Here is a 25,655-nt window from a genome sequence, read left to right on the forward strand (position 1 = left end):
GAGGCCGGGCTAACGCGGCGCGTCAGGATTGTTGCACCGCGTCAGAAAGCGCGTCACCTCGCCGTTCCGGCCTTGTTTCGGCAAGGGTTCCCCGCGTACCGTCGTGAGCACGCTCATACGACGCGACGCGTCGCTCGGCCTCGGTCGGCGAGCGCGCGCGCGCGTCGCGTCACGTCGTGCTCTCGGGGGTTGGGGTCATGAGGCAGCGCGCCCTCTTCGCTTGTCTGGTGGTCTGGCTGTCGATCGGCTGCTCGCACTTCGACACCACACGGGTGCCCGCCGCGCGCGGGACGCTCGGTGAGGAGATCGTCCGCGTCTTCTGCGAGCGGATGGCGTCGGAGGCGAACCCGACCGACGTGATGGGCCTGCGGTGGAAGCCCGTCTGTCGCGGCGAGGTGCAGCCGCCGAGCGACGCGCCGCGACAGCTCGTGGTGCTGATGGAGAACCGCGAGCGCCTGGCGCGCGCGCTCGATCAGGTGCTGCCCGAGGACGCGATCGGCGACGATCTCGGGTTCTTCCTCGGCGAGCTGCTGCCGCTCTACGACGCGCCCGAGGAGCGACTGCCGCGCAACACGCGGCTGCTCGCGGAGCTGCTCGAGACGCTGCGCGAGGATCGCGGGGCGATGGAGGCGCTCGCGCGCATCGGGACGCGCGAGGGATATCGCCCGCTGCGCCTCGCGCTCGGCGTGGTGCGCCCGGTGCTGGCGTACGAGGAGTTCGACGAGTTCGCGAACCTCGCGCTGCGCGTCGTGAGCGACGACCCCGCGGATCCCGCGGACGGTCTCGCGGCGGGCGAGTGGCAGGAGATGCAGCGCGCGCTCGCGCTGGAGATGGCGACGCTCGAGCCACCGGATCCGGTGCCGGCGGGCGAGCAGACCGATCTCGAGATCGCGCGCGAGCTGATGTTCACGCAGCAGGACGCGTTCGGCTCGGGCACCTCGCGCTGGCTGCTGATCCGCGATCAGCGCGGGCTCGCGCTGCCGGCGTCGGGCACGGTGGCCGCGCCCTTCGTCGACATGGACACCGACGGGCTCGCGGACGTCGACGTGATGGGCCGCTTCGTCGACGCGACGGGCACGCCGATGGTCGAGCTGCCGCGCCCGTTCCGCGTGATGGGCGAGACCGGGATCGCGCGTGATCCCGGCGGGCGCGCGCTGCGCAGCGATGGGTCGCGCTACTTCGAGTACCTCGACGTCGACCGCACGCTGCTCGCGGCGATGGTGCGCGAGGCGGGCCCGCTCTTCGACGCGACGACGCCGACCGCGCTGCAGCTCTCGCGCGGCGTGCGCGCGATCCTCGGCCCGGAGATGACGCTCACCGAGACCTACGGGACCGAGACCCTGACGTACGAGGGGCCCGACACGTCGCGCGGCTCGATGTTCGACATGGTCTACGCGCTGAGCGAGATGATGCATCGCGACACCACCGATCGCGCGCTGGCGCTGGTGGAGACGCTGATCCGCGATCACGAGCCCGAGACCGCGGGGCTCGTGATGGCCGCGGACTACATGCTCGACCGCAGCGACATGCACGACGAGGCGGTGCTCGAGCAGCCCAACGTGCTGTGGGACGACCTCATCCAGATCGGCATCGAGTACGCGCAGGAGCCGGGGCTGATGGAGGCGATGATCCGCTCGTTCGCGGATCCTCGCTCGGCGCAGCTCGGCGAGGTCTACGGCGGGCTGATGCGGCACCGCGATCGGATCACGTACGACCCGGCGGCGCCCAACGGGCCGCCGCTCGGCATGCCGCTCGATCAGCGCGTCGATCGCAGCGTGGCGGACACCCAGGACAACGAGAGCCTGTTCCAGCGCACCATCGCGCTGATCGACGGGCTCGACGGCGTGCAGGTGTGCAACCGCGCGGGCGCGAAGCTCAACATGACGCTGCACATCGGGCCGATCTCGCTGCCGCTCAGCTATCCGCTGATCGGCACCGCCGACGAGTGCGAGCTGATCCGGATCGACAACGTCGCGGAGGCGTACGCGCTCTCGATCCTCGGCGACTACGAGCTGGAGCTCCAGGACGGGTTCCTCAACTTCATGGTCGACGCCGCGGACTTCCTCGGGATCAACGTCGACGACGCGCTCGAGGAGAGCTCGGGCATCGAGGGCCTCACGCGCCGTCCGACGCCCGAGGCGATGGCGCGCCTGGTGTTCTGGGGCCTGTCGAACGACAGCGGCACCGAGTCATGCACGCCCGCGGCGGACGGCGGCGACTGCAACAGCACGTTCGCGGGGCAGCTCTTCGCGCCGGTGCTCGACCGCCACGGCAACGACGTGGTCGCGACCTACCACGGGACGATCTTCGCGTGGGAGCAGCCCGGGTTCTTCGAGGGCATGACCCCGATGCTCGAGGTGCTGCACCGCCCCGAGTTCCGCTACTCGGACGCGGGTGAGTACCGCTTCGGTCAGCTGATCACGGCGCTGCACCGCCACTGGGCGTCGCGCGAGCACTGGCTCACCCAGCGCACCAACCCGACCGGCGCGAACTTCTCGTACCAGGACGGCGGGATGCGCTACGAGGAGCTCGTCGCCGACGGGTTCGTCGAGGGCCGCCTGCTCGCGCGGCTGCAGCGCGCAGCCGCGGTCACCGACACGGTCGAGGTCGAGGCCGGGCGCGACGGTCTGCGGGTGCTCGCCGAGGCGTCGAACGATCTGATCGATCCCGCGCGCAACGCGGGGCTCGCGACGCGCGACGGGCGCACGGCGATCCCGACCAACGACGGGGCGCGCGAGCTCGCGGTCACGCCGCTGCTGCTCGTGCTCGACGGCCTGCGCAACATGGATCGTGATCTCGACGCGTCGCCGGAGCGCCGCGACCCCTGGCGCACCGCGCGCGATCGTCTCGCGACGCAGTTCCTCGGGACGCGCCCGCTCGGTGATCAGGCGACGTTCACGAACCAGCGCGGGCGCGCGATCCTGCTGACGATCCTGCCCTTCCTGCGCGAGCGCCTCGCGGAGCACCGCACGGCGGGCGATCTCGTGCAGTGGTCGCGCGACCTGGTGCCGGACACCGAGGAGATGATGCGCTCGCCGCTGGTGTGGAGCGGCGTGCGGTTCCTCGATCGCGTGCAGGACGACGCCGAGGCGCGCGACGCGCTGTCGCGGCTGATCGGGTACCTGGTGAACGAGGCGTCGACGAACGACGCGTTCGCCGCGACGCTCTACGCGGGCGCGGACCTCCTGCAGGTGCTCGAGGACGACGAGACGATCCTGCCGCTCGTGCACGCGCTCTCGCAGGCGCTCGCGCCCGACGCCCTCGACTATGTTTCCGGCCGCGATGCGGACGCCACGCTCGACATCGAGCACAGCGTCGCGAACGACGGGCTCGGGCTGATCCGCTCGGTGCAGGCGCGCGACACGCGCCGGACGCTCCGGCAGATCCTCGCGAACCTCGTGCAGCTCACGGATCCCGAGGACGGCCGCACGCCGCTCGAGGAGATCCTCGACGTGATCGGCGAGATCAACCGCGCAGCGCCCGGCGCCGGCGGGACCTTCGACGCCGAGGACTACGAAGCGACCTTCGACGCGACGCGCGGGTTCATGACCGACGAGCGGCGCGGCCTCGAGCGCCTCTACGACGTCGTGCAAGCGCGCGACATCCGCTGACCCGCGCCGACTCGGACGAAACGACCATGAGACAACGAGATCGCGCCGTCATCGCGGCGCTCTGCGTGGCGCTGAGCGCGCTCACGATGATGCCCTCTCGTGCGAGCGCCGGCGGGTTCTACCTGCTCGAGCGCGGCACGCGCTCGCTCGGGCGCGGCGGCGCGTTCGTCGCGGGCGCCGACGATCCGAGCGCGCTCTGGATCAACCCGGCCGGCATCGGGTTCGCGGGCGAGCAGCTCGTCGTGGACGCGACGCTGGGCTTCCTCGACGTCGAGTACACGCGCATCGACAGCGGCGGGAACACGATGCCGACGGTGCACGGCACCAACGCGCCGCTGCCGATCCCCACGATCGCGGGCACGTTCGACTTCGGGCTCGAGCACTTCCACTTCGGCGCGGGTGTGTTCGCGCCGAACGCGGCGCTGATGAGCTACCCGCAGTCGCTGACCGTCGACGGGATGGACTACCCCGCGCCGCAGCGATACTCGCTGCTGACGATGGAGGGCAGCCTCATCGCGACGATCGCGGTCGGCGCGGCGTGGACCCCGCTGCCCGACGAGCTCTCGATCGGCCTCGCGGTGCACGGCGTGGTGGGCGCGTTCGCGGCGCGCGTGGCGCTCTCGGCGTGCGACGGAGCGATCTGCACGTTCCCGGAGGACCCGGAGTACGACGGCATCGCGCAGATGAACCTCTCGCCGATCATCACGGCGAGCGTGGTCGGCGGCGTGACGTGGAACCCCGGGCCGGTGCGGCTCGGTGCGTCGTTCTCGACGCCGTTCTCGCTCTCGGGCGACGCGTCGATCGACGTGCGCGCGCCGAGCGCGGCGGCGTTCGGGCCCTCGGCGACGCGACATCGCCCCGACGCGGGACCGTGCTCGGTCGGCGAGGCGTCGGACGAGGAGGTGCAGGCCGATCCGAACCACCCGTGTCGCGACACCACGGCGGCGGTGAACCTGAACTTCCCGTTCATCCTGCGCGTCGGCGCCGAGCTGCTCGCGATCGAGAACCTGCGCCTCGAGGCCTCGTTCGTCTGGGAGACGTGGTCGATGCAGCGCGAGGTGAGCGTCGTGCCGAACGACGTGTGGATCATCGATGCGCTGAACTTCCTCGACTACGAGATCGGCGCGATGAACATCCCGCGCAACATGCGGGACACGTTCAGCGTGCGGCTGGGCGGTGAGTACACGATCGACGGCTCGTACCAGATCCGCCTCGGCGGCTACTTCGAGAACGGCTCGTTCGACGACGCGTACCTGTCGCCGCTGACGATCGACAGCGACAAGATCGTGGTCGCGGGCGGGTTCTCGATGCGCCTCTTCGACGGCGTGTGGGGCGATCTGATGGTCGGCTACGCGCACCTCTTCTCGCGCCAGGTGCGCGACAGCCGCGTCACCCAGCAGAACCCGATCCGCCCGCCGGTGCCCGACAACCGCGGCCCGGTGTACGTCGGCAACGGCGACTACAACTTCACCATGCCTTTCGTGGGCGTCGGCATGCGGTGGCAGGCCGATTGGGCGGCCGCGCCCGCGCCGGTCGAGGAGGAGCCCGTGCCCTCCGAGACGACCCCCGTCGAAGATCCTGCGGTCGATTCCTCGCAGCCGTGGTACCAGCAGGGCAGCGGGGCCCAGGCCGAGCCGGTGACGACCGTTCCTCCCGGGACGGAGACTCCGGCCTCGACCGAGGCGAGCGAGGAGGAGACGCCCGACGTGACCGAGGAGACGCAGACCGAAGACAGGCCGCGGCGCGGTCGAGGTCGCCGTGGCGGCCGCGGTCGCCGCCCGCCGCGCTGACGAGATGCCCGCGTCGCCCTGCTTCGCAGAGCAGGCCCGTCGTGGCCTCGCCGTGCCTCCTCCGGCGCGGCGAGCGGGGAGGCGCGCGCGTTGAGCCTGGTCGGTCCCAGCCGGCCGCCTTCTGCGCCTCCTCCGCCGGCGTCGGCGGTGCGTGAGCTCGCGTGTGTCCTGCTCGTCGTCCTCGCGGTCGCGCTCCCGTTCGTGAACGGCACGCTCGCCGGTGCTCCGGGGCCGCGCGGCTCGATCGATCTGCGCTACGTGCTGGTGGTCGGCGGCGCGGCGCTGGGGATGCTCGCGGTGGCGGCGTGGCGGGTGTCGGCGATGCCGATGCTGCGGCGGCGGATGCGGGTCGGGGCGATCGTCGCGGGGCTGCTGCCGGTGCTGCTCGCGCTGAGCGCGCCGCGCGACCCGCTGTGGGTGAGCCTGCTGACGCTCGAGGTGGTGCTCGGCGCGCCGCTGCTCGCGGCGGGCGCGGCGATCCGGTTCGCAGCACCGGGCGCGGATCGTCGGGCGCGGGCGACGATCGCGGTGGTGACACTGCTCGTGCTGCTCGGGCCGTGGTTCACGCTGACGTGGGGGCTCGCGTCGGTGCAGCTCGGGATCGCGCCGGTGCGGCTCGCGCACCTGTCGCCGCTGCGGCACGCGAACGAGGAAGAGGTCGAGATCCGCTCGGCGGACGGGACGCTGCTGCGCGGGACGTACTCGCCGGGACGGCGCGGCGCGGGCGGCGTGGTGGTGCTGCACGGGATCTCCGACGGGCGGACGCGGATGGCGGGATGGTCGGCGGCGCTGCAGGAGCGCGGGTACCACGCGCTGCGTATCGACTGGCGCGCGCACGGGCGCAGCGAGGGCGCGGTCACGACGTTCGCGGATCGCGAGCGCTACGATCTCGAGGCGGCGTTCGACTGGCTCGCGTCGCGCGACGGCGTGGACCGCACGAAGATGAGCGTGCTCGCGACCTCGATGGGCGCGGGCATCGCGCTCTCGACGACGGCGCGCCTGGCGCCGCGGGGGCTGCGCAGCGTGGTCGCGTTCGCGCCGCCCTCGGACTACGGCGAGATCGTGGGGCGGCGGCTCTCGCCGCTCGGGCCGTTCGGGTCGGTGGCGCGAGGGATCGTGGGCGTGGTGGCGCGAGGGCTCGGGCACACCTCGCCGCTCGAGCTCTCGCCGGCGCGGGTGCTGGAGCAGGCGCCGCCGATCCCGGTGCTGCTCTTCCACGGCGACGCGGACCGGACGATCCCGGTGTCGCAGTCGCAGGCGCTCGCGGAGCACGTGCCGACGGTCGAGCTGCACGTGCTGCCGGGCGTGGGGCACGACGAGATCCCCGCGGTCGTGCTCGACGACGATGCGCTGCGGCGGCGCGTGCTGCGCTTCCTGAGGCGCCCGCGGATCCTGCGCGATCGCACGCCCGAGCCGCCGGACGACGGCCGCGAGGACGCCGAGTAGCTCGAGAATCGGCTCGCCCGCCGGTCCCCACCGTCCGCGTGCTCCGCACGCTCCCGTCCGGGACCGCGGGACGAGCACTCCGGCTCAGCAATCGGCTCGCCCGCAGGTCCCTACCGTCCGCGCGCTCCGCGCAGGACCGGCGGGACGAGCACTCCGGCTCAGCAATCGGCTCGCCCGCAGGTCCCTACCGTCCGCGCGCTTCGCACGCTCCCGTCGGGACCGGCGGGACGAGCACTCCGGCTCGGCGAATCGGCTCGCCCGCAGGTTCCTACCGTCCGCGTGCTCCGCACGCTCCTGTCCGCGACCTGCGGGACGAGCACTCCGGCAGTCGTCAGACCGCGCGCGCCCAGCCGGGGCGCGAGAAGCGCCACGACGCGAGCGCGGTGCGCACCACCCAGTCGATCGTCGATCCGATCCACACGCCGAGCAGGCCGAGCCCGAGCTCGAACGCGAAGATCCACGTCGCGGCGAGACGCACCGCGACGCCGCCGATCAGCGTGATGACGAACGTCGTCCGGGTCGCGCCCGCGCCTCGCAGCGCGTCGCCAAGCACCACGCCGACGGCCATGAACGGCTGCGCGATCGCGGCGACGAAGAGGCACGGCACCGCCAGCGCGACGATCTCGGGCTCGGGCGTGAACGCCGACGCGAGCGCGCGCGGCGCGATCACGAACACGATCCCGCACGCGGAGAGCGCGACGAGCGCCATCGCCGCGGCGACGCGCGCGGCCATGCGCGCCTGATCCTCGCGTCCTGCGCCGAGCCGCTGGGCGACGATCGCTGCGCCCGCGATCCCGAACCCGTCGGCCGAGAGGAACGCGACCGACTCGATGCTGATCAGCGCTTGGTTGGCGGCCATCGCGAGCGGACCGAGCGCGCCGATCATCGCGACGAACGCGAGGAAGCCCGCGTGCTGCGCGATGCGCTCGAGCACCGCCGGGCCCGCGACGCCGACCATCCGCGCGAGCTGCTCGCGCTCGCCGCCGCGCCCTCGGAGCGACACCACGCCGCGTCCTCGTGCGAGCAGCGCGACGAGCACCGCGCACTCGACCGCGAGGGCGAGCGCGCTCCCGATCGCCGCGCCCTTCGCCCCGAGCGCGGGCATCCCGGCGCGCCCGAAGATCAGCACCCAGTTCGCGCCACCGTTCACCGCGTTCGCGAGCAGCGCGACGAGCAGCGGCGTGCGCGTGTCGCCCGCGCTCTGGAACACCGCGGCCGCCATCGCGGACACGAGGAGCAGCGGGAGGCACGGCAGGATCACGCCCAGGTACGCGCTCGCCTCGTCTCGCACCGCGGGGCCCGCGTCGGGGAAGCCCGCGAGCACGAGCGGGATCGCGAGCGTCGCGAGGACGCCCGCGAGGAGCCCGATACCCGCCGACGCGCCGAGCCCGGCCCGCACCGCGGCCGCGGCCCGATCGCGCCGTGCCGCGCCGACCTCGCGGCCCACGATCGCGATCGCGCCGACCTGCACCGCCGACGCGACCGACGAGATGCTCCACGTGACCGGCCCGCTGATCTGCATCGACGCGAGCGCGTCCGCGGAGAAGCGGCCGAGCATCGCGCGATCGACGAGGAACACCAGCGTGTGGAGCAGCGACTGCGCGATCGCCGGGCCCGCCAGGCGGGCGACCGCGCGCGCCACGTCGAGATCGAGCCGCACGAGCTACTGGCGCTGCACCTTCGTCTTGGCGCGCGTCGCGAAGCCGGCCTGGGTGAGCACCTCGCGCACCGCCGCCTGGAGCTCGGGGCTCGAGCCCTTCTGCATGAACGGGCCGAGCTGGTTCGGATCGCGCTCCGCGATCTTCAGCATCGCCTTGCGCATCAGGCCGCGGTTCTTGGTCGCGAGATACGTGTAGACCTGCGCGCGCAGGAGGACGATCGAGACCTCGCCGTACTCGGGGTCGTCGGGCGAGTAGGTCTCGAGGAGCTTCTTCGCCTCGTCGGCCTTGCCGGTGCGCGCGAAGGTCTCGGCCATCACCGCGGCGTACATCGCCTTGGCCTTGGGGTTCGTCTGGCGGTCGAGGCGCAGCTCGTCGACGACCGGGCGCGCGTCCTTCGGACGGCCCTGCGCGAGGTAGAGGAACGCGAGGTTGGAGCGGACCTCGTCCTGCACCGGGCCCGGCTCCTTCGAGACGTCGATGCCCTCGAGGATGCCCATCGCGGCCTTCGGGTCGTCGCGCAGCATCAGCTGGGCGCGCGCGAGCGCGGCCATCGCGTCCTTGCTGCCCTGCGCCTCGAGCTGCGCGATCGCCGCGCGGCGTCCCTCGTCGTCGGTCGCCTGCTTCAGCACGTCCATGATGCGCTGCTGGCGACGCGTGAAGCGCCAGATCCAGATCCCGAAGCCGATCAGCACGGCGGTCAGCACGCCGACGATGCCGACGCCCCAGTAGCCGACGTAGGGGATCGTACCGATCGCGAGCGCCCACACGACGACGACCGCGAGGCCGATCTGGGCGATGACGTTCCACTTGATCCGCGGCGTCTCCGCCTGAGCGACGGCTTGCGATGCGTCGGGGACCGAGGGGGGAGGAAGCTTCTTCGGCTTGGCCACGGCAAGGCTCCGAGGGGGGACGGCGAGAGGACCGCGCTCTACCCTCGCCGGAGACCGGTTGCAACCGCCCGGCCGGCGCGGTCGCGAGCGCGTGTCACGGGCGCACCGTGAGAAAACTCCTCATGCGACTGGCGCATCGCATATCGCCGATTCCCGCCACGTTCGCGCAGGCTTGCAGAACGTTGTCCACATGTCCTACATGTGGTTTCGAGTCGGTGTCACACCGTGGCTATGCGCCACGTTTCCTTGCAACAACGCGCGCTGGTGCTCATCCCACCGCGCCATGACCGACCTTCCGTTCAGTACGACTAGAACCGCCGGGAGCCGCCACACACGCCGGCGACGAGGGAAGACACGGGTCGCGCTGGTGCTCGCCGGAGGGCTCGCGCTCGGTGCGGGCAGCAGCGCCGGCGTCGAAGCCCAGCAAACGGAGCTGGTCTCCACCACCGAGCGCGCCGCGGCACGCCCCGAGCGCGTCGACGCCCAGCTCGCGCTCGCGCGGGTGTGCGCGTCGGAGATCGGGTTGAGCGGGACGCCGGAGGAGTGCGCGGCGATCCACGACGTGCTCACGAGCCGTGCGCGGCGCGCGGGCGCGTCGTTCACATGGGCGGCGCGCGCGTACTCGAACCGCGTGTTCGATCGAGAGCGTCGTGATCCCCGCGCGTGGGTCGCGCACCTCCGGCGCGACGGTCGGCGTCCAGACGGTTGGCCGAGCGTGATCACGATCCGACGACGAGGCGAAGCACGCGTCGTGCGGCACGCACCGTGGGGCGCGTACCGCGACCGCTGGCTCGCGCTCTACGACGCCGCCGGGCGCATCGTGCGCGGCGAGCTGATGTCGCAGTGCGAAGGGCCGGTGGACCACTGGGGCATGCGCTCGGGCGTCGACTGGGAGCGCGCGCAGCGAGCGGGCTGGGAAGAGGTCCGCTGCGGCGAGACGCGCAACGCGTTCTGGCGAGTCCCTCCCCGAGACCAGGGGTGACGGGCGGGTCGGCGGCGCCCATCTGACGAGAGGTGTACGAGCTCACTGGAGTGACCCTGTTGGTGGTGGAGCCCGACGAAGGGGTGCGCAGCGAGTTGGTGCTCGACCTCTTCCTCCACGGGGCGTGCGTGCTGGTGGCCGAGCGCGTGGACGAGGCGCTCGAGCTGATGCGGGCGGTGCGCATCGACTGCGTGCTCGCGGCGCCGCCTCTGGCGCCGGTGGTGCGGGCCCACGCGGCGGAGGAGCGGGCGCTCGCGGGTGTGCCGGTGGTCACGCGCGACCTCGCGGGCAGCAGCGCGGTCAAGGTGGTGACGGTCGAGGCTTGAACGGGTCGGGGGGCGCCGCGGGACGGCCGGGGGGCGGTCAGCGGCGGAGGGAGGCGATGACGACCGGGGCGGCCGTCTCGGGCGGGCGCTCGGCGGCCTCGGCGCGGTCGATGGTGTCGCGGAGCTCCACGATGCGGGTCGCGAGCTCGTCCGCACACTCCGGCTCGCGCTCCGTGCCGGGCTCCTCGTCGGCCCAGCTCTGGTACGCGCGGCAGACGGCCTCCAGCGCGCCGCGAAGCGTCCGATCCCGCCTCACCCGACGCGAGAGCTGCTCGACCTGCATCATCGCGAGCTCACGCAGGACGCACAGACGCTCGAACTGCGTCTCGTCGCACTTGCCCGGGTCGAGGACGCAGTCGTCGATGCCCTGCTGGATCTCGAGCAGCGCGCGGGCGACGCGACGGGCTCGGAGCTCCGTCAGACGGGCCAGAAGGCTCATGCCACACAGACGAAGCAGATGGCGGGCCAGGAGCGCGCTCGTCTCCGTCGTGTGGTCCACGCGCAGAGAGCGTCGCGTCGCCTGGACGCGGGTCGAGCGGTGCGTAGCTGTCGCGTCGTGAGCGCTCCCGTCCTCAGCCTCGTCGAGGCACGCCTCCGCCGGCTCGCGGAGCGCTTCCTGGCCCTGCAGACCGCGCAGGACGATGCGGGGCCGAGGAGCGATGCGCGCGCGCTCGAGGCCGAGCTGGAGCGCGTGACCGCCGAGATCGCGAGCGTGATCGCGCACGCACGACCGGACGCGGAGCTCGCGGATGCGGTCGGGCAGGCGATCGCAGCGCGACGGAGCTGGTGCGAGGCGCAGCACGAGAGCGGCCCGGGGCCGCGCACCGACGACGCGGCGGACGCGTTCACGCTCGCGCTGATCGAGCTGGCGCTGCGGCTTCGAGGCCGCCCCCGACGTGCGACGGCGGCCCAGCGCTGACGCATTGCGGGAGTGCCAAGCCGGTCTCGGACGAGCGCGCGAAGCGCGCGGGGAACGGGGGCGAGCCGACGTATCGTCCTTGCCGACGATGGAGCCGAGGGCGCTCCATGCGCCGCGCCGGCGCACGTGAGGATCAGGCGCGCTGCAGGAACGCGAGCACCGCGTCCGCGGTCGCGCTCGGTTGGTCGAGCACGACCGCGTGGCCCGCGCCGGCGATGGTGGTGCGCTGCGCGCCGGTGATGCCGGATTGCAGCTCGTCCTGCACCGCGGGCGGGATCAACGCGTCGTGCGCGCCGGTCAGGATCAACGTCGGTGCGCGGATCGTCGCGAGACACGCGCGCGTGTCGTGCACGGCCGCGGCTGCAGCGAGCCACGCGATCTCCTCGCCGTCGCGAGGCTGCTCCGCGATCGCGGCCTCGATGCGGCCCATCGCGTCGGGATCGTCGCGCACGTGATCGGAGACGATCGCGCGCGCGAGCGTGGCGCCGGGCTCGGGCGAGAGCGCGGCCTTCGCGAGCACGACCTTCGCGGGCAGGTTCGTGAGCGCAGCGCCGACGCCGTGCGCGGCGGTGGACGCGAGCACGAGGCGATCGACGCGCGCGGGGTGATCGATCGCGACCCACTGCGCGACCATCCCGCCGAGCGAGACGCCGAACACGTGGGCGCGCGGGATCGCGTGCGCGGTGAGCACCTGGTCGACCGCGCGCGCGAGATCGCGCGTGCCCCATCCGGCGCGCGCGCCGCTCGCCGCCCCCGCGCCGGGCAGCTCGATCGTCACGACGCGCAGCGCCGACGCGAGGCGCGCGAGGAAGGGATCGATCACCGCGGCAGGCATGCCGAGCGCCGGGATCACGACGAGCGCGGGCGCGTCGGGCGAGCCGTCGTGCACGACGCGCGCGAACGCGCCGTCCTCGACGAGCGTGCGGTGGACCTCGGTCATCGCCGCTCCGCGGCCTCGCGCGCGAGGTCGTCCATCGCGGACTGCATGCGCGCGACCACGTCGTCGCGGATCGCGGCGGGATCCGCGTGGGAAGGCGCATCGATCGGCGGCAGCACGCGCAGGCGGATCGCGAACGGCAGCGGGAAGTAGGGCATCCACGGGCCGGGCGCGACGATCCACGGGAGCGCGAGCGCGATCGGGAAGCGCTGCAGGCGGCTCCAGTGCGTGAGCCCGAGCGCGCGCGCGAGCCACTCGCCCTCGTGCACGATGATCGCGCTGCGATGCGCGCCGTGGGTGACGATCGGCACGATCGGGACACGCGCCGCCTGCGCGATGCGCACGAAGCCGACGCGGGTGCCGAACACGACGCGATCACGCGCGCGGAAGTGTCGGAACGCGTCGAGATCGCCGCCCGGATAGACGAGCACGCGACCGCCGCTGCGCAGCACGCGCAGCGCGTTCGCAGGATCGGCGCGCATCGCGCCGATGCGCTGGAGCAGGCGTCCGAGCGGGAGCACGCGGCGCATCGCGAAGTCGTGCGCCATCGCGTAGAGCGGCGCGTCGGGGCCGAGCGCGCGCCACAGCGTCGCCATCGTGCAGAAGAGGTCGGGGCCCATCACGCCGCCGTTGTGGTTGGCGACGAGCAGCGCGGGCGCGCCGTGGAGATGCTCGAGGCCGGACGCGCGCAAGCGCACGTAGCAGCGCGAGAACCACTCGAGCGCGGGGAGCGCTTCGCGCACCAGCGCGGGGTCGCGGCGATCGAGCGCGTAGGGATCGAAGCCGCAGCGCTCGGGCGCGAGCGAATCGCGGAGCGCGCGCGCGATGCGCGCGAACGACGCGTGGGGGAACGGGTCCTGCGCGTCGGGTGCGTGCGGCGTGTCGAGAGCGAGCGCGCGGTGCGGAGGCACCGCGTCAGACTCCGGCTTCGAGCCCGCGCATCGTGAACGCGCGCGCGAGCACCGACGCGACGGGCTGGAGCAGGAGCGCCGTGACGACACGATCCCGATCGGCGGCGCGCGCGGTGGGACGGCCGAGCCACATGTTGAGCTCGGCGCGTCGCGTCGCAGCACGCGCCGCGCGCGCTCGGACGGTGGCGTCGGCGGCGAGCGCGATCGTCGGATCGTCGCCACGCGCGAGCGCGCCCGAGAGCGCGTCGGCGAGGGTCGCGGCGCCGCGCCAGCCGAGGTTCATGCCCTGCCCGCCGATCGGGCTCACGACGTGCGCGGCATCGCCGGCGAGCGCGACACGACCGCGCGCGAGCTCGGTCGCGAGGGCACGCTCGGCGCGGAACGCACTCGGCGCGCGCGCCTCGTTGCGCGGGAGGCGATGGCCGGTGCGGCGCTCGACGGTGTCGGCGATCTCTTCGATCGTCACGTCGCCCTGCCCTTCGGCGTCACGACGGATCACCCAGCGACGCCAGCGTCGCGACAGCGGGAACGACTCCACCAGGCCGCCCGCGCCGAGGAAGATCGCAGCGTCGTCGCCGAAGCGCGTCGTGTCGGGGACGTCGACCATCGCGTACGCGCCCTCGTAGGTGAGACCGAGCGAGGCGATCGACGACGCAGAGCGCGTCGCGCTGCGGCGACCGTCGCACCCGATGACCGCCGCGGCTTCGATCGTGCGCGTCGTTCCGTCGTGATCGCGAACCGTGAGATCGACCGCGTGATCGCGCGGCGTGATCGACACGAGCTCGACGCCGCGCTGCAGCGCACCGGGGGCACGCGTCTCGAGCGCCTCGGCGAGGATCGACTCGGTGTCCTCCTGCGCGATCGTCAGCACGTACGGGTGCGCGCCGGGACAGCTCGCGAAGCTCACCATCCCGATCTCGCCCGACGCGCCGAACGCGCGACCGCGCCGCACCCGCACGCCGCGCGCGACGAACGCGCCGCCCAGGCCGAGCGCGTCGAGCAGCTCGAGCGAGGGCGGGTGCACGCCGATCGATCGCGAGCCCGGGCGCGGCTCGCGCCGCTTCTCGATGACGATCGGGCGCACGCCGCGCGCGAGGAGCGAGAGCGCCGCGAAGAGCCCGACCGGCCCTGCGCCCACGACGACGACGGGTTGCTCGTTTCGGTCAGGCATGGACCCCCGGGATGAAGCGCGGACGATCGCGATGGACGTGCTCGTACGAGGCATCGGCGCGCAGCGCGGCCTCTTCGGCGCGGATGCGCGCGCGCAGCAGGACCGCGTTCGCGATCGAGAACACGATCGACGTGAGCCACGCGCCGTGCACGAGCGGGAGCGCCGCGATCTCGAGCACGACGCCGAGGTAGTTCGGGTGCCGCACGTGGGCGAGCACGCCGCGCGAGATCGCGACCTCGCCGGGCACGGTGATCACCTTCACGGTCCAGCGCGGTCCGAGCGCGCGCATCGCCGCGAGGCGCAGGCCCTGGCCGACGAGGAACACCACGAACGCGCTCACCGCGAGCCACGCCGGCGCGACGCGATGGAGCGCCCACACCTCGACGATCATCGCGACGAGCCATCCGGCGTGGATGGCGCGCATCCACGGCATCTGCTCGGGCGCGTGCTCGCGACCACCGGCTGCGCGCAGCGCGGCCTCGTGGCGCGCGCTGCGCCGCACCTCCCAGAGCCTCTGCATCGCGACGAGCGCGACGAGGATCGTGAACGCCACCCGCGAGCCCATCGCGTCCCCCTCGGTCGGATCACCAGCGCAGCAGCACCATCTCCGCGCAGAACGCGGGGCCCATCGCCATGAGCACGCCGTGTGAGCCCGGCTCGGGCGCGGCGCGACGATGCTCGTCGAGCAGACAGAGCACCGACGCCGACGAGAGGTTACCGACCTCCGCGAGGCTGCGTCGCGTGGGCTCGAGCGCGGCCGGCGCGAGCTCGAGGCTCTCCTCGAGCGCGTCGATCACCTTCGGGCCACCGGGGTGCATCACCCAGCGCTCGACGTCGCGGCGCGAGAGCCCGTACTCCTCGAGGAATCCGTCCATCGCGGGCCGCACGTGCTCGGCGACGACCTTGGGCACGTCGGGGCTGAGCACGACCTTGAACCCCGCGTCGACGACGTCCCAGCCCATCACGCGCTCGGTGTCCGGGAAGAATGCCGAGCGGCTCGCGAGCACCGTCGGTCGCGGCGCACGATCCGCGAGCGGATGGTGCGCGCCGACGAGCAGCACCGCCGCCGCGCCGTCGCCGAAGAGCCCGGTCGAGACGAGGTTCGCGACCGAGATGTCGTCGAGCTGGAACGTGAGCGAGCAGAGCTCGACCGAGACGAGCATCGCCGCTTCTTCCGGGTACGCGCGCAGGTACTCCGCGACCCGCGCGAGGCCTGCCGCGCCACCGAGGCACCCGAGCCCGAAGAGCGGCAGCCGCTTGAGGCTCGGATCGAAGGGCAGCCGGTTCATCAAGCGCGCGTCGATCGACGGCACCGCGATGCCGGTCACGGTCGTCGTCGCGAGCAGCGAGACGTCGCTCGCGCGCAGCCCCGCTTCGTCCAGCGCGCGTTGCACGACCTCCTCGGCGAGATCCATCGCGGCCGAGAGCCACGCGTCGTTGCGCTCCTTCAGGCCGTGCAGCGAGCCGTACTGCTCGGCGGGGAGCGCGAGGCAGCGCGACTCGACGCCGACGCGCGCGAAGAAACGCTGGAGCGCTCCGTCGCGCAGCATGCCCTCGGGCAGCACGCGCTGGGCAGCGTCGGCGAGCTCGGCCTGGGTGTAGCGATGGCGCGGAAAAGCGATGGCCGTCGACGCCACGGAGGGTGCGAGCCGAGCGCGCATCGCGCGCGGGCGTTCGCTCGGGCGTCTCTCGATCGGCAGGTTCATTCTCGTGTACCCCTGCGCGCTGAGGAGCAGCGAACGTGCCGCGCGATGGACTGCCGATCCTCGGCGCTTTCGCGCGTACCTCGTGAGCGGTCGCGTCACGGCGGGACGAATCGCGCCGTGCGCCCGCTCGCGCGGGATCAGGTGCGACGCAGCGGGACCGCGGCCGTCGTCTCGAGCACGCGGAACGTGAGCGACTCGGTGAGGTAGAGGCGCACGCGACCCTGGTCGTGCGACGCGTACCCGATCGAGAGATCCTGTCCGACGGTGAGCTCGAAATCGCCGCCGCGCATCGACACGAGCGCGCCGTGCTCGAGCGCCGGTGCCCACACGATGCTGTCGATCAGGGGCTCGACGCGGCTGCGGATCGGGTAGCCGTCCTCCGCCGCCGCCTGCGTCTCGTCGTAGAGCCGCGGCCCGAGCACGAGCGCGTAGGGCCCGTCGACGCCGGCTCGACGGAGCACTTCCTTCGCCTCCACCACCGCGAACGGCAGCCGGTGCGCGTGCGCGAGCGAGACCGGCGCGTGCTCGCTCGACTCGATCACGCCGTGGATCCCCGCGGCCGGATACCCGTTGAACACCGCGTGGTCCTCGGCGCGCGCGATGCGCGCGGCGGCCTCGATCAGCGGCTTGAAGTCGAGATCGTCGGCGCCGCGGGACGCATCGTCGAGCTCGTCGATCGGCAGCTCGAAGTACGTGCGCAGCTCGACCAGCGGCAGCACCACGCGCACACGCGCGCTCACGTGATCGAGCGGCGCGTCCACGGTGGACAGCCGTCCGGTGTTGACCGCGCCCTTCTCCCATCCGAGCGGGCCCTTGAAGTCCACCACCTTGCGCGCGGCAAGGTGCAGGTTCAGCACGCGACGCGCTTCGGCGTCGATCTGCCCCCACGCTTCGGGCGTGATCGGCGCGAGCTCTCGCTTCAGCAGGTTCATCGTGTCACTCCCACGCGAAGGCTGCCGATGCCGAGCGATCCCGACGTGCTCGGCTCGGGGGTCGCGCTCGGCTCGCTCGGCGCGGCGTCTCCGCCGTGCGCGGCCTGCGCCTCGACCTCGGTGATCGCGCCCTGCGAGAAGAGGTACGTGCGCGCGTTCGCCTCGAACTTCGGGACGCGGCGTCGGATCCACTCGAGCACCATCATCGCGTGCTCGATCTCTTCGTCCCGATTGTGCGCGAGGATCGCAGCGAGCTCGGCGTCGCCGGTCGCCTCGACCCGTTGTTGGTACCAGTCGACGGCCTCGAGCTCCTCCATCAGCGAGGAGATCGCGCGGTGCAGATCGCGCGTGGGCTCGGAGAGCGACTCGAGAGGCTCGTGATAGTTCTCGCTGGACACGCTGTCTTTCGACTCCCGCGTCGCATCTGGGCACCGTCGCGCGACGCCACAACGCGCTCTCAGGACGCAGCGCGTGCCGGCTCGATCGAGCTCTTCGCGGGCCCGATCCGGATCGAGGGCCCACCGGTGCGCAGCAGATCGTCGAACGTGCAGCCGAGCGCGGTGCGCGCCGCGACGAGCCCCGAGATCGTCGCGCCCATCACGCCGTGCGAGAGCGTGCTCGCGCCGCAGCAGAGGAGGCCCCCGATCGGCGTCGTGATCGGCCACGCGAAGGGCCCGATCTGATCGCGCGTCTTCGCGGTGCCGTACATGTTCCCGAAGCTCGCGGCGACGTAGAACTCGTTGGTCAGCGGGGTGCCGAGCTCGGCGAAGATCGTGTGCTGCGTGAGCCCGGGCGCGACGCGCTCGACCGCCTCCAGCATGCGCGCGGTGAGCTCGCGCTTGCGCGCCTCGTAGCTCTCGGGGCGCGCATCGTGCTGGGTCGACGCCCAGGTCGCGAACGCGTCGTAGCCGACGAGCGTGAAGCCCTCGAGCGTGTGCTGCTCGCGTCGCGTCTGCGGATCGCGATAGCGCTTCGAGGGATCCTTCAGCGTGGTCGCGCTGAGGAAGAGGAAGGGCACGTCGCCGAGCTCGCATCCCCAGGGCTCGAGCCCGCGTCGGTAGATGCCGTCGACGTCGTCGCTCTCGAACCACCACACGTTCGCCGAGCTCAGCCCGAAGCGCCGCGGGTCGACGTCGACCGCGAGGAACAGCGAGATCGCCGACGTCGAGTACGCGGTGCGCGCGAGCTTGCGGCGCAGGCGCGAGGGCACGTGCTCGGGCGCGAGCAGGCGTCCGAACGTCACGTGCGGATCGGCGTTGCTGATCACCAGCGGCGCGCGGATCTCGTGACCGTCGGCGAGCCGCACCCCGATCGCGCGTCCGTTCTCGACGAGGATGCGCTCCACCGCGGTGCGCACCCGGATCGATCCTCCGGCACGCGAGAGCGCCTTGATGAACGCGCGCGGGAGCGAGGCCGCGCCGCCCTCCGGGTAGTAGCCGCCGTCCGCGTAGTGACCGAACACCGCTGCGTGCAGCGGCGCGGGCGCGAGCGAGGGCGGCAGCCCGTGATCGCCCGACTGCGCCGCGAGGATCGCGCGCAGCAGCGGATCTTCGACGTGCGCGTCGATCAGCGACTTCGCGGAGCGCATCGCCCAGCGCGCGAGCGTCGGCGCGCGCAGCGGCAGCGTGAGCGCGTCGAGCGGACCGTCGAGTTCGAGCAGCGTCGCGAGCCCCGCGCCGATCTTCGACGTGGTCTCGACGTAGCGCGCGATCCCCTCGCGCTCACGAGGGAAACGCGCGCTCAGGCGATCGACGAGCGCCTCGCGTCCCGCGGGGATCGCGAAGCGCTCGCGCGGCCCGACGCGCACCTCGTCGTAGCCCTCGGGGTCGAGCTCGTGGAACGCGAGATCACCGCCCAGCCCGAGCCCTTCGTAGATGCGGCGCGCCATCTTCCCCGGCGCGAGCTCGCCGATGTAGTGCACGCCCGGGCTCCAGCGGAACCCACCGAGCGGGAACGAGTGGCACCACCCGCCGGGCAGGTAGTGCTGCTCGAGCACGAGCACACGCCGCCCCGCCTGCGCGAGCGCGACCGCGGCCGCGAGGCCCCCCGCGCCCGAGCCGATCACCACCACGTCGGCATCCGCCGGAGCTGCTGCGACCATTCTCGACGATGCATAGGCGCACGGCGCGCGATCACATGACGCGCGCGTGGTACGAAGCGCGCGCCATGCGATCGCTCCTCGTGCTCTCTCTGCTCGTGCTCGGTGCGTGCGCGTCGTGCCCACGTCCCGTCGTCCACGCCGCGACCGCGGACGAGCGCGCGGCGATCGACGCGGTGATGGACGACTGGCACGACGCGGCCGCGAGCTCCGACGAGGCGCGCTACTTCGGGCACCTCACCGAGGACGCGATCTTCCTCGGGACCGACGCCACGGAGCGCTGGAATCCTCAGCAGTTCCGGGACTATGCGCACCCGGCGTTCGAAGCGGGACGAGGCTGGCGCATGCGCTCGGTGCGGCGCGACGTGATCGTGCGCGGCGACGTCGCGTGGCTCGACGAGGATCTCGAGACGGTGAACCTCGGTCCCGCGCGCGGAAGCGCGGTGCTGTTGCGCAGCGAGGACGGCGTGTGGCGCATCGCGCACTACGACCTCGCGATCACCGTGCCCAACGAGCGCTTCGTCGAGGTGCGCGATCTGCTGCGCGCGCCCCCGCCGCCGCCGCAGGAGCCCTGATGCAGCTCGCGATCTTCGTCGCGTGTGCGCCCGGGCTCGAGCCGCTGCTCGCCGAGGAGATGCGCGCGCTCGGCTGCGACCCTCACGTCGAGCGCGGTGGAGTCGAGACGAGCGGTGATCGCGACACCCTCGCGACGCTGCTCGTCGAGCTCGGCCTCGCGAGCCACGTGCTGGTGCGCGTCGCGTCGTTCCACGCGAAGGACCTCGAGCGTCTCGAGCAGCACGTCGCGCGGCTCCCGTGGTCGGGATGGCTGCGGCGCGACGTGCCGCGACGGGTGCGCGCGACCGCGCAGCGCTCGCGCGTCTTCCACACCGGCGCGATCACCGAGCGTGTCGAGCGCGCGATCCGGACGCGGCTCGGCGACGATCCGCAGGGTGACGACGAGATCCCGATCGTCGTCCGGCTCTTCGAGGATCGCTGCACGATCTCGATCGACACGTCCGGTGACGCGCTGCACCGCCGCGGGTATCGGCTCGATCCCCATCGCGCGCCGCTGCGCGAGGACCTCGCGCGCGCGCTGGTGGTCGCGTCGGGCTGGGACGGCGCGAGCCTGCTCGTCGATCCGATGTGCGGCTCGGGGACGATCGCGATCGAGGCCGCGCGGATCGCGATGCGCCACGCGCCCGGGCTCGAGCGCAGCTTCGCGATGGAGCGCACCGCGCTCGACGACGGCATCGCGCTGGCCCAGGCCCGAGAGCGCGCGCGATCGAGCCTGCGCCTCAGCGCCGCGACGATCGTCGCGCGAGATCGCGACCCGAAGGCGATCGATGCAGCGCGCGCGAACGCGGAGCGCGCGGGCGTGCTCGATGCGATCACCTTCGAGGTCGGCGCGCTCTCGACCGCAGCAGCCGCGATCGATCCGTCCCTCGCGCGTGGCACGACCCCGCGCGTGATCACGAACCCGCCGTGGGGGGAGCGCCTCGGGCCCGGACCGGATCTGCGCGCGCTGCATCGCGGCCTCGGTCAGCTGCGACGCGCGCTCGGTGAGGACGTGCGTCTCACGATCGCAGCGCACGACCGCAAGCTCGCATACGCGACGGGTCTTCCGCTGAAGAGCGCGTTCCTCAGCGATCTCGGCGGGCTCAAGGTGCAGGCGATGGTCGAGGGCTGAGCCGGAAGGAGGCGGGCTCGACCTCGCACGCGCTCCGTGCTCCGCTCCGCGGCCATGAACGCGACCCTTCCACGCACCCGCGACCGCTCTCGCGAGCACGACATCGTCCTCTTCGGCGCGACCGGCTTCACCGGCGCGCTCGTCGCCGAGTACCTCGCGCGCCATCACGGCGACGCGGGCGTGCGCATCGCGCTCGCAGGGCGCGATCGCGCCAAGCTCGAGCGCGTGCGCGCCTCGCTGCGCGACGTGCACCCGAAGGCCGCCGAGTGGCCGATCCTGGTCGCGGACGCGAACGACGAGGCCGCGCTCGAGAACGTCGCGTCGCGCGCCGAGGTCGTGTGCACCACCGTCGGCCCCTACGCGAAGTACGGCGAGAAGCTCGTCGCCGCGTGCGTGCGCCACGGCACCGACTACTGCGATCTCACCGGGGAGGTGCAGTTCATCCGCCGCATGATCGACGCGCACCACGACGAAGCGGTGCGCACCGGCGCGCGGATCGTGCACTGCTGCGGGTTCGACTCGATCCCCTCGGACCTCGGCACGCTCATGATGCAGGAGACGATGCGCGAGCGGCACGGCGGCCACCTCGACGAGGTGCGCTTCTTCGCCGGTGAGTCGCGGGGCAGCGCGAGCGGCGGGACCATCGCGAGCATGCTCAACATCCTCGACGAGGTCGCGCGTGATCGCTCGGTGCTCCGCATCGTCGGCGACCCCTACGCGCTGGTTCCTCGCGACGCGCGTGGGCGCGATGGATCCGATCAGCGCGGCGTGCGCTTCGAGCGCGACCTCGGCATGTGGACCGGTCCGTTCGTGATGGCGGCGATCAACACGCGCATCGTGCGTCGCAGCAACTTCCTGCTCCAGCACGCGTACGGCCGCGACTTCCGCTACTCCGAGTCGATGAGCACCGGCCGCGGCCCGAAGGGCGCGATCTTCGCGAGCGCGATGACCGCCGGGCTCGGCGCGTTCGTCGCCGCGGCGAGCGTGAAGCCCATCCGTCGCGTGCTCGAGGAGCGCGTGCTGCCGAAGCCCGGCGAGGGCCCCGATCGCGAGGCACGCGAGCGCGGCTACTTCGTCATCCGCCTCATCGGCAAGGGTCGTGCGGCCGACGGGCGCGAGATCACGCTGCGCGGCCGCGTCGAAGGCAAGGCCGATCCCGGCTACGGCGAGACCGCGAAGATGCTCTCCGAGGCCGCGCTCTGCCTCGCGCTCGACGGCGCGCAGCTCGGCACGCCGGGCGGCATCCGCACGCCGGCGAGCACGATGGGCATGCGCCTCGTCGATCGCCTGCGCCGCGCCGGCATGGTGTTCCGCGTCGACTGATCCCACGCGCGGAGAGCGCGGACGGGCATCGAGCTCGTCCGCGCTGCGCGTCCGTCACGCCGGCGACGCTGCGGCGTGAAAGCGGAGAAACACCTCGCTGCGGGCGAGCGCCACGGCTGACGCGCGAGCGCGCGCGCCCTTCGTCGTGGAGCGCACGTCGCGCGTTGACGCGCTCGGGTGTCCCGAGTGAGGCGCGTGACGCCGCTGCCGTGGCGTCGTCGCGACACCGGGCACGTCTTCGGTGCGGCGCGCGAAACCGTCGCGACACGGGGGACCCTCGGCGCGAACACTGCACTGGGTCGCGGCACCCAGCAGCGCTGCTCCACGTCCACCCGAATCCCCAGCCCGGCTCGCACGCGCTCGCTCGCGACGCGCTGCGATCCGACTCGCAGGAGGAACCACGACATGCGCTTGTTGCCGCGTGCAACGCTGACATCCGTCCTCACCGGCGCGAGCCCGCTCGTCGGCAGCCGCGCCGACGACGGCTCACCGCGCGGATGGATCTCGCCGATCGAAGCCCGCGCCCTGCTCGGCATCGAGTACGTCGATCTCGTCGAAGCGGAGCGCACGTACCTCACGAGCCCCGAGCGCTCGTGGTGGAGTGACGCGAAGATCGTCGCGCGCGCCGCCGTCGCCAACGCGCTGGTGCCCGAGCGCGAGCTCGTGCGCGAACGCAGGCCTCACCTCGTGTCCGCCCACGTCGACAACGTCACGGTCGACGAAGCGCTCCGCACCATCGTCGACGCGCCGCGCCGCGATCGCGCGCGCATCGTGCACTTCGCGCACGCGCACCTGCTCAACCTCGCCTACGAGGACGAGGCGCTCGCGAGCGCGCTCTCGCGCGCGGATCTCGTGCTGCCCGACGGCATCGGGGTGCGCCTCGCCGCGCGCATGCAAGGCGTCGAGCTGCGCCACAACGTGAACGGCACCGATCTCTTCCCGCTGCTGTGTCGTCGCGCGGCCGAGCGCGGCGTGCCGGTCGTGCTCGTGGGCGCGCGCGAGGGGATCGCGGAGCAGTGCGTCGCGCGGATGCGCTCGGAGATCCCGGAGCTCGACGTGCCGTTCGTGTCGCACGGATATCTCGGCGAGGCAGGATCGCGTCGTGCCGCGGCGCGCGTGCGCGCGCTCCGTCGCGTGATCGTGCTCGTCGGCATGGGCAGCCCGCGCCAGGAGCTCTGGGCGTGGCGTCACCTCGCGGACGCGCGCGGCGCGACCGTGCTCACGGTCGGCGGGCTCTTCGACATGTGCTCGGGCGCGATCGCGCGCGCCCCCGCGGCATGGCGCGAGGTCGGCCTCGAATGGGCGTGGCGCCTCCTGATGGAGCCGCGGCGCATGGCGCGCCGCTACGTCGTCGGCAACCCGCTGTTCCTCGGCCGCGCGCTCGCGCAAGCAGCCACGTAGTCAGCGCGCGAAGGTGCCGGACGCACCGGTCGCGCCGACGGACGCCTCGATGTGACGCATCGACGTGATCACCAGAAGCGCCACCAAGGTCGCTTCGGCGCCAGCGTTCCCGGATCCTTGCCGTCGACGGTCTGCTTCGAGATCCGCGCGCCCGGCGGCAGCGCCTTCACCTGCTGCATCACCTGCCCCGTGAACGCGAAGTGCGGCACGATCGGCCGCACTTCGACGTTCTCCGGACCGAAGCCTGCGCCGAAGATCGGCGGCACTCGGTACGCGAGGCACTCGTCGACGCCCGGGATCATCCCGAGGCGCGCCTGACGATCGACGAGCGACCCACGCAGCCACTCGTCCTGCAGCTCGACGCGCTCGAGCGCGCGCTCCAGCTCCGTCTCGCTGTCGGCGATCCGCAGCAGCACGCCTTCGGAGAGATCGAGCAGGTGGATCGAGCCGTCGCGATCGCGGAGCATCGCATCGCCCCACGTCGTCACGCGCCAGACCTCGAGCGACGGCCCTACGAGCCAGCGCCAGTCCTTCAGGATCTCGTCGCTCGAGACGGTGATGCGAGCGAAGTACGCGCGGAACGACAAGCGCGATCTCCTCGGCGTGAAACGCAGAACGCCGCCCCGAGGGGCGGCGTTCCGGACTGCATCGTTGCTTTGCGGGGGCCGGATTTGAACCGACGACCTTCGGGTTATGAGCCCGACGAGCTACCAGGCTGCTCCACCCCGCGACGGGTGTGTATCGATGAGAGAGAGGTTGATTGCGGGGGCCGGATTTGAACCGACGACCTTCGGGTTATGAGCCCGACGAGCTACCAGGCTGCTCCACCCCGCGTCAGGTGGAGCGCTGTTATAGTCAGCGCCCACGGGGCGTCAAGCGCGATCGCTTGCTCGTCGCACGCTCGCTCGACGCACCCTCGTCGCCACGCGCACGCGCGCTCTTCGCGCGACCCGTGCTGGACGATCCGCGCTCGCGCTTCACGCCCTCGTCGGCACGCGAACGCGTCGCGCTCGCGCCGCGCTTCGGCTTCGCCGCCGCCTTGCTCGCGACACCACGCGCGCGCGGCTTCGCCGGCGCCTCGCCCGGCTCGATCGCGCCCTCGGCGCCAGCACGATCGCGCGCGCGCCGCGCCGGCGTGATGTACTGCTTCTTGAGCTTCTCGAGCTCACGCGCGTCGAGCTCGCGCCACTGCCCGGGCCGCAGCCCCTCCGCGGTGATCCCCGCGAACGACACACGCGCGAGGCGCAGCACCGGATGCCCGACCGCATCGCCCATGCGATGGATCTGCCGGTTCTTGCCCTCGTACAGCGTGATCTGGACCCACGTGTTGCGGTCCTCCTCGCGCAGCACGAACACCTCGGCGGGCTTCGTCTTGTGCCCGTCGTCGAGCACCACGCCGTTGCGCAGCCGATCGAGATCCTCGACATGCACGTGCCCGCGCAGCTTCGCGACGTAGATCTTCGGCACGTCCTTGCGCGGATGGAGCAGCGCGTCGGTGAGCTCGCCGTCGTTCGTCACGAGCAGCACGCCGCTCGTGTGGAAGTCGAGCCGTCCCACCGGGTACACGCGCGCGCCGAGCTGCGCGAGGTACTGGCCGAGGTGCGGCCTCCCCTCGGGATCGCTCAGTGTGCTCACCACGCCGCGCGGCTTGTGCAGCACGAAGTACGCGGGCTTTTCGAGCACGACGCGCTTGCCGTCGACCTCGATCTTGTCCTTCCGCGGATCGGCGCTGCTGCCGATCTCGGTGACCACGCGCCCGTTCACGCGAACGTGCCCCGACGCGATCAGCCCTTCGGCCGCACGACGCGACGCGACCCCCGCGTGCGCGAGGATCTTCTGGAGTCTCTCTCGAGCCATTTCGCTC

The 25,655-nt window shown here is 72.6% G+C and carries 23 protein-coding genes and 2 tRNA genes; 10 read left to right on the forward strand and 15 right to left on the reverse strand.

Annotated elements, in window-relative coordinates; genetic code table 11:
* Nucleotides 1-197: 197 nt before the first annotated feature.
* From I5071_RS15165 to I5071_RS15175, 3 genes are all read left to right on the forward strand, one after another.
* Nucleotides 198-3,611, forward strand: a complete 3,414-nt coding sequence (locus I5071_RS15165; protein WP_236606167.1) for a hypothetical protein — start codon at nt 198-200, stop codon at nt 3,609-3,611.
* Between the two features lie 26 nt (nt 3,612-3,637).
* On the forward strand, nt 3,638-5,401 hold the full coding sequence (locus tag I5071_RS15170; RefSeq protein WP_236606168.1) for an OmpP1/FadL family transporter: 1,764 nt from the start codon (nt 3,638-3,640) through the stop codon (nt 5,399-5,401).
* A gap of 90 nt (nt 5,402-5,491) precedes the next feature.
* Nucleotides 5,492-6,847 (forward strand): alpha/beta hydrolase, encoded by a 1,356-nt coding sequence (locus tag I5071_RS15175; RefSeq protein WP_236606169.1) that lies wholly within the window; start codon nt 5,492-5,494, stop codon nt 6,845-6,847.
* A gap of 331 nt (nt 6,848-7,178) precedes the next feature.
* Here I5071_RS15175 and I5071_RS15180 read toward each other — a convergent pair whose 3' ends face one another.
* The gene (locus I5071_RS15180; RefSeq protein ID WP_236606170.1) at nt 7,179-8,507 is read right to left on the reverse strand and encodes an MATE family efflux transporter; all 1,329 of its coding nucleotides are present in this window, start codon (nt 8,505-8,507) and stop codon (nt 7,179-7,181) included.
* Nucleotides 8,508-8,510: 3 nt separating this feature from the next.
* Complete coding sequence (locus I5071_RS15185; protein WP_236606171.1) at nt 8,511-9,398, reverse strand: tetratricopeptide repeat protein; 888 nt, start codon at nt 9,396-9,398, stop codon at nt 8,511-8,513.
* A 367-nt stretch (nt 9,399-9,765) separates the two neighbouring features.
* Here I5071_RS15185 and I5071_RS15190 point away from each other — a divergent pair, with 367 nt between their 5' ends.
* Nucleotides 9,766-10,380 carry a hypothetical protein gene (locus I5071_RS15190; RefSeq protein WP_236606172.1) on the forward strand — a complete coding sequence of 205 codons (615 nt, stop codon included), beginning with the start codon at nt 9,766-9,768 and terminating at the stop codon, nt 10,378-10,380.
* A 50-nt stretch (nt 10,381-10,430) separates the two neighbouring features.
* Entirely contained in the window at nt 10,431-10,706 is a 276-nt protein-coding gene (locus I5071_RS15195) for a hypothetical protein (protein ID WP_236606173.1), read from the forward strand.
* Nucleotides 10,707-10,743: 37 nt separating this feature from the next.
* Here I5071_RS15195 and I5071_RS15200 read toward each other — a convergent pair whose 3' ends face one another.
* Nucleotides 10,744-11,145 carry a hypothetical protein gene (locus I5071_RS15200; RefSeq protein ID WP_236606174.1) on the reverse strand — a complete coding sequence of 134 codons (402 nt, stop codon included), beginning with the start codon at nt 11,143-11,145 and terminating at the stop codon, nt 10,744-10,746.
* Nucleotides 11,146-11,262: 117 nt separating this feature from the next.
* Between I5071_RS15200 and I5071_RS15205 the strand changes: the two genes are divergently transcribed.
* The gene (locus tag I5071_RS15205) at nt 11,263-11,625 is read left to right on the forward strand and encodes a hypothetical protein (protein ID WP_236606175.1); all 363 of its coding nucleotides are present in this window, start codon (nt 11,263-11,265) and stop codon (nt 11,623-11,625) included.
* 133 nt (nt 11,626-11,758) lie between these two features.
* Here the strand turns inward: I5071_RS15205 and I5071_RS15210 are convergent, their stop codons facing one another.
* The 8 genes from I5071_RS15210 to I5071_RS15245 form a co-directional block, all read right to left on the reverse strand.
* Complete coding sequence (locus tag I5071_RS15210; protein ID WP_236606176.1) at nt 11,759-12,565, reverse strand: alpha/beta fold hydrolase; 807 nt, start codon at nt 12,563-12,565, stop codon at nt 11,759-11,761.
* Entirely contained in the window at nt 12,562-13,473 is a 912-nt protein-coding gene (locus I5071_RS15215; protein ID WP_236606177.1) for a 1-acyl-sn-glycerol-3-phosphate acyltransferase, read from the reverse strand. Before I5071_RS15215 ends, I5071_RS15210 begins: the two co-directional genes overlap by 4 nt.
* A gap of 4 nt (nt 13,474-13,477) precedes the next feature.
* The gene (locus I5071_RS15220) at nt 13,478-14,644 is read right to left on the reverse strand and encodes an FAD-dependent oxidoreductase (RefSeq protein ID WP_236606178.1); all 1,167 of its coding nucleotides are present in this window, start codon (nt 14,642-14,644) and stop codon (nt 13,478-13,480) included.
* On the reverse strand, nt 14,637-15,209 hold the full coding sequence (locus I5071_RS15225) for an isoprenylcysteine carboxyl methyltransferase family protein (RefSeq protein ID WP_236606179.1): 573 nt from the start codon (nt 15,207-15,209) through the stop codon (nt 14,637-14,639). Before I5071_RS15225 ends, I5071_RS15220 begins: the two co-directional genes overlap by 8 nt.
* 19 nt (nt 15,210-15,228) lie before the next feature.
* Nucleotides 15,229-16,281 (reverse strand): type III polyketide synthase, encoded by a 1,053-nt coding sequence (locus I5071_RS15230; RefSeq protein WP_236606180.1) that lies wholly within the window; start codon nt 16,279-16,281, stop codon nt 15,229-15,231.
* 206 nt (nt 16,282-16,487) lie between these two features.
* A complete protein-coding gene (locus I5071_RS15235) occupies nt 16,488-17,282 on the reverse strand; it encodes a family 1 encapsulin nanocompartment shell protein (RefSeq protein ID WP_236606181.1) in 795 nt (264 codons plus the stop codon).
* On the reverse strand, nt 17,279-17,680 hold the full coding sequence (locus tag I5071_RS15240) for a ferritin-like domain-containing protein (protein ID WP_236606182.1): 402 nt from the start codon (nt 17,678-17,680) through the stop codon (nt 17,279-17,281). Before I5071_RS15240 ends, I5071_RS15235 begins: the two co-directional genes overlap by 4 nt.
* Before the next feature lie 59 nt (nt 17,681-17,739).
* Nucleotides 17,740-19,383, reverse strand: a complete 1,644-nt coding sequence (locus tag I5071_RS15245) for a phytoene desaturase family protein (protein ID WP_236606183.1) — start codon at nt 19,381-19,383, stop codon at nt 17,740-17,742.
* A gap of 65 nt (nt 19,384-19,448) precedes the next feature.
* On the opposite strand from I5071_RS15245, the gene I5071_RS15250 reads away from it, so the two are divergent.
* From I5071_RS15250 to I5071_RS15265, 4 genes are all read left to right on the forward strand, one after another.
* Nucleotides 19,449-19,955 carry a nuclear transport factor 2 family protein gene (locus I5071_RS15250; protein WP_236606184.1) on the forward strand — a complete coding sequence of 169 codons (507 nt, stop codon included), beginning with the start codon at nt 19,449-19,451 and terminating at the stop codon, nt 19,953-19,955.
* A complete protein-coding gene (locus I5071_RS15255; protein ID WP_236606185.1) occupies nt 19,955-21,067 on the forward strand; it encodes a THUMP domain-containing class I SAM-dependent RNA methyltransferase in 1,113 nt (370 codons plus the stop codon). The genes I5071_RS15250 and I5071_RS15255 overlap by 1 nt, the downstream gene beginning before the upstream one ends.
* 54 nt (nt 21,068-21,121) lie before the next feature.
* Nucleotides 21,122-22,390 (forward strand): saccharopine dehydrogenase family protein, encoded by a 1,269-nt coding sequence (locus tag I5071_RS15260; RefSeq protein WP_236606186.1) that lies wholly within the window; start codon nt 21,122-21,124, stop codon nt 22,388-22,390.
* A 405-nt stretch (nt 22,391-22,795) separates the two neighbouring features.
* Nucleotides 22,796-23,791, forward strand: coding sequence for a WecB/TagA/CpsF family glycosyltransferase (locus I5071_RS15265; protein WP_236606187.1), 996 nt, complete (start codon nt 22,796-22,798; stop codon nt 23,789-23,791).
* Between the two features lie 68 nt (nt 23,792-23,859).
* Here I5071_RS15265 and I5071_RS15270 read toward each other — a convergent pair whose 3' ends face one another.
* The 4 genes from I5071_RS15270 to I5071_RS15285 all read right to left on the reverse strand — a co-directional run bounded on the left by I5071_RS15270 (nt 23,860) and on the right by I5071_RS15285 (nt 25,648).
* Complete coding sequence (locus I5071_RS15270; protein ID WP_236606188.1) at nt 23,860-24,378, reverse strand: DUF1851 domain-containing protein; 519 nt, start codon at nt 24,376-24,378, stop codon at nt 23,860-23,862.
* A gap of 69 nt (nt 24,379-24,447) precedes the next feature.
* A tRNA-Met gene (locus I5071_RS15275) sits at nt 24,448-24,521 on the reverse strand.
* 30 nt (nt 24,522-24,551) lie between these two features.
* Nucleotides 24,552-24,625, reverse strand: a tRNA-Met gene (locus I5071_RS15280).
* 21 nt (nt 24,626-24,646) lie between these two features.
* A complete protein-coding gene (locus I5071_RS15285; protein WP_236606189.1) occupies nt 24,647-25,648 on the reverse strand; it encodes a pseudouridine synthase in 1,002 nt (333 codons plus the stop codon).
* Nucleotides 25,649-25,655: the final 7 nt, after the last annotated feature.

Origin of the sequence: Sandaracinus amylolyticus (assembly GCF_021631985.1) — a bacterium.
GTDB classification, from domain to species: Bacteria; Myxococcota_A; Polyangia; order Polyangiales; family Sandaracinaceae; genus Sandaracinus; species Sandaracinus amylolyticus_A.

Excerpts from the sequence above, each read along its gene's own strand:
- I5071_RS15165 (WP_236606167.1), top strand. The coding sequence starts at position 198 with ATGAGGCAGCGCGCCCTCTTCGCTTGTCTGGTGGTCTGGCTGTCGATC.
- I5071_RS15170 (WP_236606168.1), top strand. The coding sequence starts at position 3,638 with ATGAGACAACGAGATCGCGCCGTCATCGCGGCGCTCTGCGTGGCGCTG.
- I5071_RS15200 (WP_236606174.1), bottom strand. The coding sequence starts at position 11,145 with ATGAGCCTTCTGGCCCGTCTGACGGAGCTCCGAGCCCGTCGCGTCGCC.
- I5071_RS15210 (WP_236606176.1), bottom strand. The coding sequence starts at position 12,565 with ATGACCGAGGTCCACCGCACGCTCGTCGAGGACGGCGCGTTCGCGCGC.
- I5071_RS15220 (WP_236606178.1), bottom strand. The coding sequence starts at position 14,644 with ATGCCTGACCGAAACGAGCAACCCGTCGTCGTCGTGGGCGCAGGGCCG.
- I5071_RS15225 (WP_236606179.1), bottom strand. The coding sequence starts at position 15,209 with ATGGGCTCGCGGGTGGCGTTCACGATCCTCGTCGCGCTCGTCGCGATG.
- I5071_RS15235 (WP_236606181.1), bottom strand. The coding sequence starts at position 17,282 with ATGAACCTGCTGAAGCGAGAGCTCGCGCCGATCACGCCCGAAGCGTGG.
- I5071_RS15245 (WP_236606183.1), bottom strand. The coding sequence starts at position 19,383 with ATGGTCGCAGCAGCTCCGGCGGATGCCGACGTGGTGGTGATCGGCTCG.
- I5071_RS15250 (WP_236606184.1), top strand. The coding sequence starts at position 19,449 with ATGCGATCGCTCCTCGTGCTCTCTCTGCTCGTGCTCGGTGCGTGCGCG.
- I5071_RS15255 (WP_236606185.1), top strand. The coding sequence starts at position 19,955 with ATGCAGCTCGCGATCTTCGTCGCGTGTGCGCCCGGGCTCGAGCCGCTG.
- I5071_RS15260 (WP_236606186.1), top strand. The coding sequence starts at position 21,122 with ATGAACGCGACCCTTCCACGCACCCGCGACCGCTCTCGCGAGCACGAC.
- I5071_RS15265 (WP_236606187.1), top strand. The coding sequence starts at position 22,796 with ATGCGCTTGTTGCCGCGTGCAACGCTGACATCCGTCCTCACCGGCGCG.
- I5071_RS15285 (WP_236606189.1), bottom strand. The coding sequence starts at position 25,648 with ATGGCTCGAGAGAGACTCCAGAAGATCCTCGCGCACGCGGGGGTCGCG.